The organism is Neorhizobium sp. T6_25 (assembly GCF_002968555.1).
Taxonomy (GTDB): domain Bacteria; phylum Pseudomonadota; class Alphaproteobacteria; order Rhizobiales; family Rhizobiaceae; genus Neorhizobium.
This window is the reverse complement of record NZ_PVBL01000004.1, coordinates 1-12,311: the sequence shown is the minus strand read 5'-3', so window position 1 is coordinate 12,311 and position 12,311 is coordinate 1. Positions and strand designations below refer to the sequence as shown.

At 62.7% G+C, this 12,311-nt stretch carries 15 protein-coding genes; 4 read left to right on the top strand and 11 right to left on the bottom strand.

From position 1 onward, the window contains the following. Window positions 1-100: 100 nt before the first annotated feature. The 7 genes from C5L10_RS06485 to C5L10_RS06455 all read right to left on the bottom strand — a co-directional run bounded on the left by C5L10_RS06485 (window position 101) and on the right by C5L10_RS06455 (window position 5,789). Window positions 101-835 carry a hypothetical protein gene (locus C5L10_RS06485; protein ID WP_105428984.1) on the bottom strand — a complete coding sequence of 245 codons (735 nt, stop codon included), beginning with the start codon at window positions 833-835 and terminating at the stop codon, window positions 101-103. Window positions 836-918: 83 nt separating this feature from the next. Further along, complete coding sequence (locus C5L10_RS06480; RefSeq protein ID WP_105428983.1) at window positions 919-2,070, bottom strand: Xaa-Pro peptidase family protein; 1,152 nt, start codon at window positions 2,068-2,070, stop codon at window positions 919-921. Window position 2,071: 1 nt separating this feature from the next. Beyond that, window positions 2,072-2,866, bottom strand: coding sequence for a peptidoglycan editing factor PgeF (gene pgeF, locus C5L10_RS06475; RefSeq protein ID WP_105428982.1), 795 nt, complete (start codon window positions 2,864-2,866; stop codon window positions 2,072-2,074). Between the two features lie 133 nt (window positions 2,867-2,999). Further along, a complete protein-coding gene (locus tag C5L10_RS06470) occupies window positions 3,000-4,100 on the bottom strand; it encodes a class I SAM-dependent methyltransferase (RefSeq protein WP_105428981.1) in 1,101 nt (366 codons plus the stop codon). Between the two features lie 15 nt (window positions 4,101-4,115). Next, a complete protein-coding gene (gene lgt, locus C5L10_RS06465; RefSeq protein ID WP_105429216.1) occupies window positions 4,116-4,940 on the bottom strand; it encodes a prolipoprotein diacylglyceryl transferase in 825 nt (274 codons plus the stop codon). Window positions 4,941-5,092: 152 nt separating this feature from the next. Beyond that, complete coding sequence (locus C5L10_RS06460) at window positions 5,093-5,485, bottom strand: VOC family protein (protein ID WP_046632996.1); 393 nt, start codon at window positions 5,483-5,485, stop codon at window positions 5,093-5,095. A gap of 13 nt (window positions 5,486-5,498) precedes the next feature. Then, window positions 5,499-5,789 carry a helix-turn-helix transcriptional regulator gene (locus C5L10_RS06455; protein WP_046632997.1) on the bottom strand — a complete coding sequence of 97 codons (291 nt, stop codon included), beginning with the start codon at window positions 5,787-5,789 and terminating at the stop codon, window positions 5,499-5,501. A gap of 191 nt (window positions 5,790-5,980) precedes the next feature. Here C5L10_RS06455 and C5L10_RS06450 point away from each other — a divergent pair, with 191 nt between their 5' ends. The 4 genes from C5L10_RS06450 to C5L10_RS06435 all read left to right on the top strand — a co-directional run bounded on the left by C5L10_RS06450 (window position 5,981) and on the right by C5L10_RS06435 (window position 8,772). Then, the gene (locus C5L10_RS06450; RefSeq protein ID WP_037076291.1) at window positions 5,981-6,235 is read left to right on the top strand and encodes an accessory factor UbiK family protein; all 255 of its coding nucleotides are present in this window, start codon (window positions 5,981-5,983) and stop codon (window positions 6,233-6,235) included. 866 nt (window positions 6,236-7,101) lie between these two features. Continuing rightward, window positions 7,102-7,602 (top strand): YbjN domain-containing protein, encoded by a 501-nt coding sequence (locus C5L10_RS06445; RefSeq protein WP_046632999.1) that lies wholly within the window; start codon window positions 7,102-7,104, stop codon window positions 7,600-7,602. Then, on the top strand, window positions 7,602-8,420 hold the full coding sequence (gene proC, locus C5L10_RS06440; RefSeq protein ID WP_105429215.1) for a pyrroline-5-carboxylate reductase: 819 nt from the start codon (window positions 7,602-7,604) through the stop codon (window positions 8,418-8,420). Before C5L10_RS06445 ends, proC begins: the two co-directional genes overlap by 1 nt. 10 nt (window positions 8,421-8,430) lie before the next feature. Further along, entirely contained in the window at window positions 8,431-8,772 is a 342-nt protein-coding gene (locus tag C5L10_RS06435) for a tRNA-binding protein (RefSeq protein ID WP_105428980.1), read from the top strand. Between the two features lie 27 nt (window positions 8,773-8,799). On the opposite strand, the gene C5L10_RS06430 is transcribed toward C5L10_RS06435, so the two are convergent. From C5L10_RS06430 to C5L10_RS06415, 4 genes are read right to left on the bottom strand one after another with little or no spacing between them, the layout of a single operon-like run. Further along, on the bottom strand, window positions 8,800-9,381 hold the full coding sequence (locus C5L10_RS06430) for a DUF1349 domain-containing protein (protein WP_105428979.1): 582 nt from the start codon (window positions 9,379-9,381) through the stop codon (window positions 8,800-8,802). A gap of 19 nt (window positions 9,382-9,400) precedes the next feature. Further along, a complete protein-coding gene (locus tag C5L10_RS06425; protein ID WP_105428978.1) occupies window positions 9,401-10,780 on the bottom strand; it encodes an ATP-binding protein in 1,380 nt (459 codons plus the stop codon). A 31-nt stretch (window positions 10,781-10,811) separates the two neighbouring features. Beyond that, entirely contained in the window at window positions 10,812-11,510 is a 699-nt protein-coding gene (locus tag C5L10_RS06420; protein WP_105428977.1) for a response regulator, read from the bottom strand. Window positions 11,511-11,524: 14 nt separating this feature from the next. Beyond that, entirely contained in the window at window positions 11,525-12,001 is a 477-nt protein-coding gene (locus tag C5L10_RS06415) for a MarR family winged helix-turn-helix transcriptional regulator (protein WP_105400934.1), read from the bottom strand. Between the last annotated feature and the right edge of the window lie 310 nt (window positions 12,002-12,311).

The window sequence follows — 12,311 nt, the reverse complement described above, 5'->3', positions numbered from 1 at the left end:
TTCGAATGCAAGTGCGTTTCGTCCCCGCTCACTCTTTTTTATGAAGAAACTGTGACCCGTGGCTTTTGAGGTTCAGTGCGAGATCGGCCGACCGGACCGCTCAGCCCTGGGATTGGCGCCAGGCCACATAGTCCTGGATCGTCTTGGCGGCGATGGTCTCCATGGTCGAAGCGGGAACCGATGTCCAAGGGTCCTGGCCGCTGCCGGGCACGCTTTCCTGTCCCTGCATGCGGTGCAGCCGCGCGCCGGAACCGTCGAGGATATCCCAGACATAAACGATGGTGACCTTGCCGCTGTCGGAGAAGGCGGAGAAATAGCCTTTCAGGATGTGCTCGGTGCTGCTGTCGCTCGACGGCCGGATCGTCAGCCCGTTGGCGCGCGCCTGGGCGCCGAGCTGGCGCGACAGCGGCGTCACCGCCTGGACCGGAGCGCCGATGATCGGCAGGAAGCGGACGGTCGGACCGGACGCGCGCGGCAGCGAGGCGCTCTGCTGCTGACCGGATTGTTGCTGCTGCGGCTGAGGTTGCTGCATGGTCTGCTGTTGGCCCTCCCATTGCGGCGGCGCGCCGGAGGAGGAGGGCGAGACGGCGCTGCCGGATTCCAGCGCCCGCGCCTGGGCTTCGAGCGTGTTCTGGGGGCCGGAGCGATAGCCGCCGCTATAGGTTTCCGGCTGCGCGGAGCTTGCCATGCGGTCGGCTTCGGCCTGGGTCACCGGCGAGGAGGCCCTCGCGCCGCCGCCGACATTCGCCTGCGGCGTCAATGCTTCCGTCGTGTTGCAGGAGGCAAGCACGAGTGCCAGCAGGGCAGCGGACAGCAGTGTTCCGAAAAGCCGCATATCCGTCTCCCCTGCCGTAGATTCCTCGGCCGGAGCTTAGGGTTGGCGTTCCCAACCTGTCAATTGCCTGATTTTCGCAGCGCTCAGCGCTGAATGAGCTCCAGGGTGTGGCGGGAAAGTGGCTGCGGATCGCCTTCGGTCGTCAGGTAGGTGTGGCCGAGGGTCATGGCGGCGCCGCTGTCGGAATCCATGATGATCATGTGCACGAACAGCGTCATGTCCGGCAGGATTTCCTGCGGATTGCCGAAGTGGAACATCTGGTGCTCCATCCAGGAAGGCGAGAACCGCGCGCCGAGCGAATAACCGCAGGCGTTGAGGCGGTGGCGCGACAGGCCGCGCTCGTCGAGGATGCGGGCATGGGTGTCGAAGACGTCGCCGAAAGTCTGACCGGGGTGCAGAACCTCCTCGATCGCCGTGATGGTTTCGAGGCAGGCCTTGTGGAGCTCGCGGTGGCGAGGCGACGGTTCGCCGACGATGACCGTGCGCATCATCGCCGCATGGTAATGCGCGGCCGCACCGGCCCATTCGAGCGTCAGCTGGTCGGTCGCGTCGAGCTTGCGGCGTCCGGCCTTGTAGCGGCAGAGCAGCGCGTCGGCGCCGGAGCCGATGATGAATTCGTTGGCGGGATAATCGCCGCCGCCGAGAAAGACAGCGCCCTGCATGGCGGCGAGGATTTCCGCCTCGTCGCCGCCGGCCTTGATCAGCGGCAGCGCCGCATCGAGCGCATCGTCGGCAAGCTCGGCGGCGCGTCTGGCATAGGCGATCTCGGCCGGGCTTTTGACGAGGCGCAGCGTGCTGACCAGATAGGAGGCGTCGCTGATCTGGCCGAAGGTGGCGAGCTGGTTGTCGAGCAGGCGGGCGACGCGGCCGGTCATGCCGTGGGTATCGTATTCGATGCCGATCCTGGCGCCGAGCAGGTCCATGTCGCTCAACAGGTTCTTGAGGTCGAGCGTGGGGTCGGCATTCACCCGGTCGACCCAGACGACGATGTTCTCGACGATCGAGGTGTGGCGGGCCTGGCGCAGGTCGGCCGAGCGGGTGAGCAGCGTCATCGCCCCGTCCGCCTTGACGATCAGGGTCTGGAAAAAGCAGTAGCCGAACGTGTCGTAGCCGGTCAGCCAGTACATGCTTTCCTGGGCGAAGATCAAAAGCGCGTCCAGCTTGTCGGCGCGCATCTTCTCCGTCAGCCGCGTCAGCCGGTCGGCGTATTCGCTCCTCTCGAAATGCAGGGCCATATCAATTCTCCCGAAGTGCGATTGCTGAAATCTGGCGGCCGTAATCCGGCTCTTTGGCATGGGTGGTGCGGCGGTAGGAATAGAACCGTTCCGCATCCGGATAGGTATCGAGACCGAGGCTTTGGGCCCGCACGCCTGCTGCCGTCAATCGCTTGATGGTCAGCGACGGCAGGTCGAACATGGAATGCCCCGCACTCGATGACGGCGTGAAGAAAGCCTCGTAGGAGGGGTCGTAGCTCAGGAACCGTTCGACGAATTCCGGTCCGACCTCGTAGCTTTCCGGACCGATCGAGGGGCCGAGGACGGCGGTGATGTTTTCGCGCGCGGCACCCAGCGAGACCATCGCCTCGATGGTGTTTTCGAGCACGCCCGTCAACGCACCCTTCCAGCCGGCATGGGCCGCCCCGATCACGCCGTTCTCGCCGTCGGCAAACAGGATCGGGCCGCAATCGGCCGCGAGCACCCCGAGCGCCACGCCCGGCACGCTGGTCACCATCGCGTCGACCTTCGGCCGTTCGCCCGCATAGGTCTCGTCGACGACGAAGACGTCGGGCGAATGGACCTGGTGCACGGTCGCCAGCTTTTCGAGCGGCAGGCCGAACCAGGCGGCAACGCGGGCGCGATTCTCGGTGACCCTCGCGCGGTCGTCGTCCGAGCCGATACCGACGTTGAGGCCGGCATAGAGCCCTTGCGAAACGCCGCCCTTGCGGGTGAAGAAACCGTGGCGGATACGGGCGCCGGCCCTGTCGTTCAACAGGGGGCTCTCGATCGGCTCCGGCAAGGGTATGTCCTGCATCGGCGTTATCTATCCCGTTGATTTGAAGAGGTTTTGGGCGAGCTCTCAAGGCCTGCCCACTGCTTCGATCTAGGGCGAGAGTTGCGCAAGAAAAGGGCGGATGTCAATCGGTTGATGAATTGGCGGCCGCTGTTTAATCCACCGCGCGAAACGGCATCAGCTTCAATGCCGGGCTCGATACCGCGACGACTTTGAAGAGTTCGCCCATCTTGCCGGCACCTTCGCCGGCCAGCCGGTCGACGGCGGCGGCGATCAGGCGCTGCTCGGTGGGCTCCTTGTCCCTGGCAAGCGCGTTTGCCCGCTCGGCAAGGCCGAGGCCGAAAAGAAAATCGCCCTGGTGCAGGCCGCCGTTCAGGTGAACGCCCGTGGAGACGGCAATGCGCGCGAGGTCCTCGAAATCGACATGGCTGGTGAGATCCGCCTCGCCGGGATTTTCGAGCGGCGGATCGTAGTCATGGTGGCGGATCGCCTGCAGCGTATCGCCGAAACCGGTGACCAGGTGGCCGTAGTCGATGATCAGAGCCGTGCCGCCGAAGGTCCGCAGGCGTTCGCACAGCGTCAGCATCACCGCCTGGCGGGCCGGAGAAAGTTCGAAGATCGTGCCGTCGGGAATGCCGGCGACGGGCGAGGGCAGCAGCTGCGGGTCGAGTGTGGCGATGCCGACGGCAAAACCGAGTTCATCGTCGGCGTTAAGGCCGACGAGACGTTCGCGAAAACCGGTCGGCGTCTTGATGAACTGGCGGATCGGGATCGCATCGAACAGCTCGTTGGCGGCGATCAGCGTAAAACCTTCGGGAATGTCCTCAAAGCTGTCGTGCCAGGAGATTTTGGTGGAGAAGGCTTCGAGCGTGATGCGCTGCACGCCGCGCAGGCGCTCGCTGGTCTCGACCAGATGCACGTGCAGGTCTTCGAAAAACCGGGGCGCGATGCGTTTGATCACCCGCAGCATGTCGGCCATCATCGTGCCGCGGCCGGGGCCGATCTCCACCAGCCGGACTCCGGTCGGCGTGCCGTGCTGCTGCCAGGCATGCACCATGAAGACGCCGATCATCTCGCCGAACAGCTGGCTGATCTCCGGCGCGGTGATGAAGTCACCGTGGCGGCCGAAAGGCTCGCGGGTGCGATAATAACCGTATTCCGGATCGGCAAGGCACAGCGCGAAATAGTCGGTCACGCTGATCGGGCCGTTGGTACGGATCAGGGTCTTGATCTTTTCGGTGAGGGGGGTGCTCAACGGCCTTGCCTCCCCTCAGGCCTTCGCCGCGGACGTTACCGCCGCGCGGGCACGGAGAATGGCCCAGACACCCGCAGCGATCATCGGCAGCGACAGGATCATGCCCATGGTCAGCCAGTTGGTGCCGAGCAGATAACCGAGCTGCGCATCCGGTTCGCGAAAGAATTCCACGAAGATGCGGCAGAGCGCGTAACCGACGACGAAGGTGCCGGCGATGGTGCCAGGGACCTTCAGCGCCTTGAAACGGAAGATCAGCAGGGCAAGCACGAGGACGAGTACGATACCTTCGAGGCCTGCCTCGTAAAGCTGGCTCGGATGGCGCGAGAACGGGCCGCCGGCCGGGAAGACGACCGCCCAGGGCGCGCTGCTGAGGCGTCCCCAGAGTTCGCCGTTGATGAAATTGGCGATGCGGCCGAAGAGCAGGCCGAAAGGCACGACGGCGGCGACCGTGTCGAACATGCTCCAGACGGGAATGGTATTGCGGCGGGCGAAGATGATCATCGCGATCGTCGCGCCGATGAAGCCGCCGTGGAAGGACATGCCGCCGTTCCAGATCTCGATCGCGCGGATGGGGTTCGCGGCCACGGCCCCCATGTCGTAGAACAGGATATAGCCGATGCGGCCGCCAAGCACGATACCGGCTGCGACCCAGACGAGGAAGTCGTCGAGCTGGACGGCCGTGATTGGCGACTGGCCGTCTTTCCACAGCGAGGCGTTCGCCGCCAGCCGACGCGCATAAAACCAGCCGAGCATGATGCCGGCGACATAGGCGAGCCCATACCAATGGACCGCCAGCGGTCCGATGGAGAAGGCCACCGGATCGATATTCGGGAACGGCATCAGAGCGAAAAGATGAAGCGCTTCGTACAAATTACAAGGTTCTCATACAAACCGAATTGTCGCGGAACATGGCGTTGCGCTCATCGCCGGTCAAGGCGAATCTCGGGGATCGCCCCTTTACCCCCCGTGAAGTTCAGCAACTGCCTGAAACCTCAGTTATCCTTCATCTGTATCAACTGAATGAGGTTTCCGCAGGTATCGTCGAGCACCACCATACGGACAGGGCCGGCATCCATCGGTTTCTGGGTGAAGGAGACGCCGAGCGAGACAAGCCTCTCATATTCGGAATCGATGTCGTCGACCTGGAACGAGGTTGCGGGGATGCCGTCCTCGACGAGCGCCGCCTTGAAGGGCTTGGCGGCCGGGTGTTCGCTCGGTTCCAGAAGCAGCTCGGTCCCTTCGGGATTTTCGGGCGAGACGACGGTCAGCCAGCGGTGTTCCCCCATGGGGATATCGTGCTTCACCTTGAACCCCAGCACGCGGGTGTAGAAGTCCAGGGCTTTCGATTGGTCGTCCACAAGGACGCTCGTGACGTAGATTCTCATGTAAACATCCTTTCTAGAGATGGTGGCGGAGCCACAGGTCAACAGCCTCTCGCAGCGGACCGGGATCGAGAGAATGGATCCTGGTCCGGCCTGACCATTCGACACGAACCAGTCCGGCCTTTTGCAGCATGTCGATGTGCTGGGTGATCGCCTGGCGCGAAAGCGCCATGCCGTTCTCCGCGAAAAAGAGAGCGCAGATTTCGAACAATGACTGGCCAGGGCGTTCGCGCAGGCGATCGATGATCTTGCGACGAGTGGGGTCGCCAAGCGCTTTGAAAATGTGATCGAGATCGTCATCGTTCATCGCATCGAATATGCAATAAAATTATTGCATGTCAAGGAAGGGCCGACGGCGAGGCAAGCGGACGATTTGTCCGAGACGCGGCGAGCGGTACCTCGGATGATGCTTGCAAGCGGCCCGCACAGGCCCTACTTGATCCCTATGGACATTCGCCGGCCCGGATTGCCGGCCAGACGATATGGGAGTTCAAAACCATGGCAACCGGCACGAACCGCATTCTCGACGATTTCGCGCGGCTGATGACCGATGCGGCCGGCGCTGCCCAGGGCGTGCGCAAGGAGGTCGAAACGGCATTCCATGCGCAGGCCGAGCGGTTTCTCAACAATATGGATGTGGTCAAGCGCGAGGAATTCGAGGCCGTCCGCGAAATGGCCGCCCGCGCCCGCGACGAGAACGAGGCGCTGAAGGCGCGGATCGAAGCGCTGGAAGCGAAGCTTTCGGGACAGTGACACGCGTTTTCCGGGGATGATCTGTGTCTCTCCGGTAAAATCCGGCACTCAGCTTGTCGGCTAAGACGTTGTTTTTCCTTGCTCGCCCCATGGGGAGAGGAAAGCCGTGCACCTGATACCTTCCCCGCTCTCCCCACCCATGCCTACAATTGCCTCGCTTCCGTCGCCGGAGTGTTTCGCGAGACGTTCGCGGGCAGGCGGGGGCCGGCGCTTTCGTCAGAACCGTAACGTGCGGGAATGGTGGAAGAGGTGAAAGCCATAGAGGGCGCGCTGAAAGGCAAGCCTTCCTATCAAGCCTCCCCCGGACAGCCATGTCCGGTTCGGTTGAGCCGTGCAAGTGGCAAGGTTTCCCGAAAGGAAGCCGTGAACACAGCCACGCAGCGAGGCGAGATGATCACCTGTAGGGGCCGGAAGCCCCGAAAAGACGCCGAAGGCCACGCGAATGCGGAGCCACCATTAAAAAACCAATCGAGGTTCCGCATTCGTGTGGGCTCTCCGATCGTACCGTGCCGAACAGATTTTCGGCGCGGGCGCAGGTGCTGAAACGAAAAAAAATGACGCCCTGTGGACACATTCAAAAAAGCCAGTGTCCAGAGTCGCTTATGACTCCGTTCTGATCTCTGCTGCGAACCATGTTTGGAGTTTTGCCCATGTAAAAACCAAGGAAGGGGCTGGCAGCCGGACTCCGTCTAGGTACACTGATTTTAAAGGATGATTCGAAACGGCTTGGTAAGCTCCAGACAGGGTGACTGCGTTATTCTGGAAGCGTCGGACGATCATCGACAGTGTTGTTCCCGGTTAGTGTTCGCGTGTTTTTGGCGTTTTACCGCACGAATTCGCATTCATTCCGGTCAAGAAGGTGCCGCATGACGCTTATGGAAATGGAAATCGAACGCCAGTCGAATCCGGTCGATATGATCGAATTCGTTGCTGCCTCGAACGATTGGACGTTCGAACGGTCGGGTGAAGACGAGATCGCCATGACCGTGGAAGGCCGCTGGACAGACTACCATGTTTCCTTCTCCTGGATGGAGGAGTTCGAAGCGCTGCATCTCGCCTGCGCTTTCGACCTCAAAATTCCCGACGCCCGCGTCAACGAGGTCATCCGCCTGCTGAGCCACGTCAACGGCCAGGTACTGATGGGCCATTTCGACGTATGGCGCCAGGAAGACGTCGTCATCTTCCGGCAGTCGCTGCTGCTGGCCGGCGGTGCCGAACCCAACAACCAGCAGGTCGAAGTGCTGCTTTCGAGCGCCCTCGACGCCTGCGAATCCTATTACCAGGCGTTCCAGTTTGTCGTATGGTCGGGCATGGAGGCGAAAGCCGCCATGGAAGCCGTTCTGTTCGAAACCGTGGGCGAATGCTGATGATCTCGGGTCATTTGGGATCCATCATTCTGATCGGCGCCGGCAATATGGGCGGCGCCATGCTGTCCGGCTGGCTGAAGAAGGGCGTGCCCGGCGCGTCCGTGACGGTCATCGATCCGTCGCCTTCGGACGCCATGAAGACGATGATCTCGGAAGCCGGCGCGTCTCATTTTGCGTCGGTGCCCGATGGTGCTTCCGCCGACATCCTGTTTCTTGCCGTCAAGCCGCAGCTCATGGATGCGGTCCTGCCGCCTCTGAAATCTGTCGTCGGGCCCGGCACGGCCGTGGTTTCGGTCGCCGCCGGCAAGACGCTCGCCTATCTGGAAAAACATCTCGGCGAGGCGGCCATGGTGCGCGCCATGCCGAATACGCCGGCAATGATCGGCCGCGGCGTTACCGGCGCCTATGCCAATCCCAAGGTTACCGACGCCCAGCGCGAAACGGTGCAATCCCTGCTCAAGGTCAGCGGGCCGGTGGAATGGGTTGCAAGCGAAGCGGATATCGACGCCGTGACCGCCGTTTCGGGCAGCGGCCCGGCTTACGTGTTCTATCTCGTGGAGTGCATGGCGGAAGCGGGCCGGAAAGCAGGCCTGCCGGCGGACCTCGCCATGCGGCTTGCGCGGGAAACTGTCTCGGGGGCTGGCGAGCTCCTCTACCAGTCCCCGGACGACGCTTCCAGACTTCGCCAGAACGTTACCTCGCCGAACGGTACGACGGCTGCGGCACTTGCCGTGCTGATGGCCGACGACGGCATGCAGCCGCTGTTCGACAAGGCAATCGCGGCTGCCCGCGACAGAGCCGAAGAACTCGGCGCCTGAGTGAATTCGAATGGCTGAAGACATCACCTACGGCGACTTCGAAAAGGTGGACATCCGCGTCGGCACGATCGTCGAGGTCGAGCCGTTTCCGGAAGCCCGGAAGCCCGCTTTCAAGCTGAAGATCGATTTCGGCCCGGAGATCGGCATCAAGAAATCCTCGGCGCAGATCACCGTGCATTATACCCCGGAAGCGCTTGTCGGACGGCAGGTGCTAGGCGTCGTCAATTTTCCACCGAGGCAGATCGGGCCGTTCCGCTCGGAAGTGCTGACCCTCGGATTCGAGGACGAAAACGGTGCAATCGTGCTTGCCTCCGTCGAACAGCCGGTGCCGAACGGCCGGAAGCTGATGTAGCCCGGGCGCTGATCCGCATGCGGATTGTCAGTGGATATCGCGGCTGTCGACCTCGGTCAGGCTGAACGACCGGAACTCGACCTCGAAGCCTTCACGTTGCGGCGAGCAGAAGGTCATGCCGACGGAGAGGTCGGTGAGCTCGGGCGGGAAGAAAGCGAGCCGCGCCATGCGCCAGTCCGGCTGCGTGTCGGTTCGGTACTGCACGAAAAGGGCGTCGCCCATGCGGGTGACGCGGACGGAGATTTCCTCGAAATCGTCGGTGAGGCGGAAGGCGGACCAGTCGGAGTGGCCGTTGGTCACCACCACGCTGAAATGGCGGGCGCCGTCGGTGAATTCGACGCCGCATTTCATCCAGTGTTTTTCGTCATGGCGGATCATCAGGCCCGCCTGGTCGTAGAGCGCCTCGTAGCGGCCGACGAAGGAGGTTTCGGCGGTGAAGTCGCCGCTTCGGGTCCGATGGAGGAAGTGGCCGCTGTCGCGGTGAAAGCCGTAATAGGTGCCCTGCCAGAAGTCGGTCTCGAAGCCGGAGCGGGCGACCAGACTGCCATTCTCCTCACGGCTTTCCGGAGGCGGGTTCAGCCAGGTCATGTGGGACAGGTCGATCGGCATCGGTTCCTCGAAAGAATGATCAGGCGGGGACGCGCACGACGGCGCGCAAGCCGCCGCGGGGGCTGTCGGCGAGCGTGACGTTGCCGCCATGGGCGCGGGCGATGTCGCGAGCAATCGCAAGGCCGAGGCCGGTGCCGGACGCATTGAGGTTGCGAGCTTCGTCCAGGCGGTAGAACGGCTTGAAGACATCCTCGCGAGATTGCGGCGGAATGCCCGGACCGTCGTCGTCGAACGTCAGCGTCAGCCACTTGGCGCTATGCCGTGCGTCCACATGGAGCGTCTTGGCGTAGCGCTCGCTGTTGGACACCAAGTTGCCGACAAGCCGGGCGAAGGCATTCGGACGCACCGCGATCTCGTCCTCGCCGTCGATCTCGTAGGTCATGGTCTTGCCGTGCAGCGCGAATTCCGACCGGAGCTTTTCAAGCAGTTCGCTCAACCGCAGTTCGCCGAAATCTTCTTCCGCTTCGCCCTTGGCGAAGGCGAGATAACCTTCCAGCATCGATTGCATGTCGTCGGTATCCTGGCTCATGCCGGCCAGTTCCGGCTTGTCGCCGGCAAGCGCCAGCTGCAGCTTGAACCGGGTGAGGATGGTCCTCAAATCGTGGCTGATGCCGGCGAGCATGGCGGTGCGCTGCTCCATCTGCCGCTCGATGCGCTCGCGCATCTGGATGAAGGCAAGGCCGGCGCGGCGGATTTCGTCAGCGCCGCGGGGGGCGAAACCATCGGTCTTCTGTCCCTTGCCGAAGCTTTCGGCGGCACGCGCGAGCGTCAGGATCGGCCGGATCTGGCCGCGCAGGAAAAGGATGGAGATTATCACCAGAACGACGGCCGCGCCGATCATCCAGACGAGGAAGATATGGGTGTTGGAGGCATAGGTGGAGCCGCGGCGGACGAAGACGCGCAGCACCCGGGTATCGAACTTGATACGGATCTCGACAAGCCGACTGTCTCCGATCGTGTCGATCCAGAAGGGCATCTGGATCTGGCGGGTGATCTGTTCGGCGAGAATATCGTCGAGGATGGCGAAGAAGGGGCGGGGGCGGGGCGGCGGCAGCTGGCCGTTTTCCTCGACGGCGATGGTGAGGTTCAGCGCGTCGTTGGCGATGCGGCTCACCACGTCGTAATTGCTGTCCTGCGGGTAGGCCTGGATCACCTCGATAATGCCGGCGATGTCGCGGACGGTGCCTTCCGACAGGCGTTCGGTCACCATGCGCCAGTGTCGTTCCATGAAGACGGAGGCGACGATCCCCTGCAGCAGCAGCATCGGCAGAATGACGATCAGAAGCGAACGGGTATAGAGGCCGGTCGGCAGGCGGCGGCGCAGCCAGCGGGTCATCGGGCGCCAGCCCGGCAAGGCGAGCCGGTCCATGTCGCGCTTCAGTGGGTCGAAAAGTGCCATCCTGCCTTCAGCCTGTGCCGGTCTCTTCCGGCTAATCGATACTCAGCCTGTATCCGATGCCGCGCACCGTCTGGAGATAAACGGGGTTGGCCGGATCCTCCTCGATCTTACGCCGCAAACGATTGATCTGCACGTCGATCGTGCGCTCGCCGACCTCCGCATCATCACCGATCAGCTCGTGGCGGGGGATGGTGTCGCCGGCCCGCAGCGCGAAAAGCAGCATGATCTCCTGTTCGCGATCGGTCAGCCGGATGGTTTCGGCGGCCTTGCGCAATTCCTTGCGCGGGATCGAGAAGGTGAAGGGGCCGAACATGATCTGCTCGATCTTGGGCGTATCGGGCGAGGTGCTGCGGCGCAGGATATTGTTGATGCGCAGCACCAGTTCGCGCGGATCGAAAGGTTTCGAGAGATAATCGTCGGCGCCGGCTTCGAGACCGGCAATACGGGATTCCGATTCGGCGCGGGCCGTCAGCAGGATCACCGGAACCGTCTTCTTCTGGTAGAGCGATTGGGTGAGCGAAATGCCGGATTCCCCGGGCATCATCACGTCGAGAATGATGAGGTCGAAATGCAGGCCTTCGAGCTTGCGGCGGGCTTCGGCGGCGTCGCCCGCGACGGTGATGCGAAAACCCTGCTCCATCAGGTAGCGGTTCAGAAGATCGCGGATGCGCGTGTCGTCATCGACGACGAGAAGATGGGGCGCATCATCGGAAGGGGGCGGTGTCGTCATCTCAAAGGTCCCACTTAGTCCAAGTCGCTGTCGATAGGCTCAAGGCTTTCGTCGCGGCCGCGCATGCGGCGCAGGAATTCCTTGACCGAGGCCCGCGTGTCGGGGGGCAGCTCGTCCATGGCGCGAGCGATACGGCGCGATTGCGGCTCGGAAAGGGCGAGAGCCAGCTCACGGCCTGCAAGGGTCGGATAGAGCCTGCGCTCGCGACGATCCTTGGCGCCGGCCATCTGGCGTATATAGCCGGATTCGATCAGCTGCTTGAGAACGCGCGCAAGGCTCTGTTTGGTGATCTGCAGCGTGTCGAGAAGGTCGGTGACCATCATGCCCGGCTGGCGGCAGACGAAATAGACGACGCGGTGGTGGGCGCGGCCCATGCCGATCTTGGCGAGGATCGCATCTGGGTCGGACACGAAATCGCGGTAGGCGAAGAAAAGCAGTTCGATGGTCTCGAAGTCGATCTGGGCTTCGTCGACTGCCGGCATTGTCGGCATGACCTTCTTGACGGCTTTTCCCGTCGATGCGCGCGACACTCGCGTTTCCTTTCCCTTTATGGCTGCTTGCCCCAGGGTCCAAAGATCTTGGGGCCGAAGCTCTTATTGCCGATCTCGCATTGTAACCTGCCGCACGTCATAAAGCGCGATCAGGCTGAACAATCAACAGCATTTGTTGGGGAGGGCGGGAGCGCTGGGAGCCACCGGGAAGGGCGCTGCCGAACAGCGCCCTTTTACGGTGGAGCTCAATCGTAGATGTGGACGATACGGCGGGTGCCGGGGTCAACAAGAACCGGGCGGGCGTTGACGA

Excerpts from the sequence above, each read along its gene's own strand:
- C5L10_RS06485 (WP_105428984.1), bottom strand. The coding sequence starts at position 835 with ATGCGGCTTTTCGGAACACTGCTGTCCGCTGCCCTGCTGGCACTCGTG.
- C5L10_RS06480 (WP_105428983.1), bottom strand. The coding sequence starts at position 2,070 with ATGGCCCTGCATTTCGAGAGGAGCGAATACGCCGACCGGCTGACGCGG.
- pgeF (WP_105428982.1), bottom strand. The coding sequence starts at position 2,866 with ATGCAGGACATACCCTTGCCGGAGCCGATCGAGAGCCCCCTGTTGAAC.
- lgt (WP_105429216.1), bottom strand. The coding sequence starts at position 4,940 with ATGCCGTTCCCGAATATCGATCCGGTGGCCTTCTCCATCGGACCGCTG.
- C5L10_RS06460 (WP_046632996.1), bottom strand. The coding sequence starts at position 5,485 with ATGAGAATCTACGTCACGAGCGTCCTTGTGGACGACCAATCGAAAGCC.
- C5L10_RS06455 (WP_046632997.1), bottom strand. The coding sequence starts at position 5,789 with ATGAACGATGACGATCTCGATCACATTTTCAAAGCGCTTGGCGACCCC.
- C5L10_RS06450 (WP_037076291.1), top strand. The coding sequence starts at position 5,981 with ATGGCAACCGGCACGAACCGCATTCTCGACGATTTCGCGCGGCTGATG.
- C5L10_RS06445 (WP_046632999.1), top strand. The coding sequence starts at position 7,102 with ATGACGCTTATGGAAATGGAAATCGAACGCCAGTCGAATCCGGTCGAT.
- proC (WP_105429215.1), top strand. The coding sequence starts at position 7,602 with ATGATCTCGGGTCATTTGGGATCCATCATTCTGATCGGCGCCGGCAAT.
- C5L10_RS06435 (WP_105428980.1), top strand. The coding sequence starts at position 8,431 with ATGGCTGAAGACATCACCTACGGCGACTTCGAAAAGGTGGACATCCGC.
- C5L10_RS06430 (WP_105428979.1), bottom strand. The coding sequence starts at position 9,381 with ATGCCGATCGACCTGTCCCACATGACCTGGCTGAACCCGCCTCCGGAA.
- C5L10_RS06425 (WP_105428978.1), bottom strand. The coding sequence starts at position 10,780 with ATGGCACTTTTCGACCCACTGAAGCGCGACATGGACCGGCTCGCCTTG.
- C5L10_RS06420 (WP_105428977.1), bottom strand. The coding sequence starts at position 11,510 with ATGACGACACCGCCCCCTTCCGATGATGCGCCCCATCTTCTCGTCGTC.
- C5L10_RS06415 (WP_105400934.1), bottom strand. The coding sequence starts at position 12,001 with ATGCCGACAATGCCGGCAGTCGACGAAGCCCAGATCGACTTCGAGACC.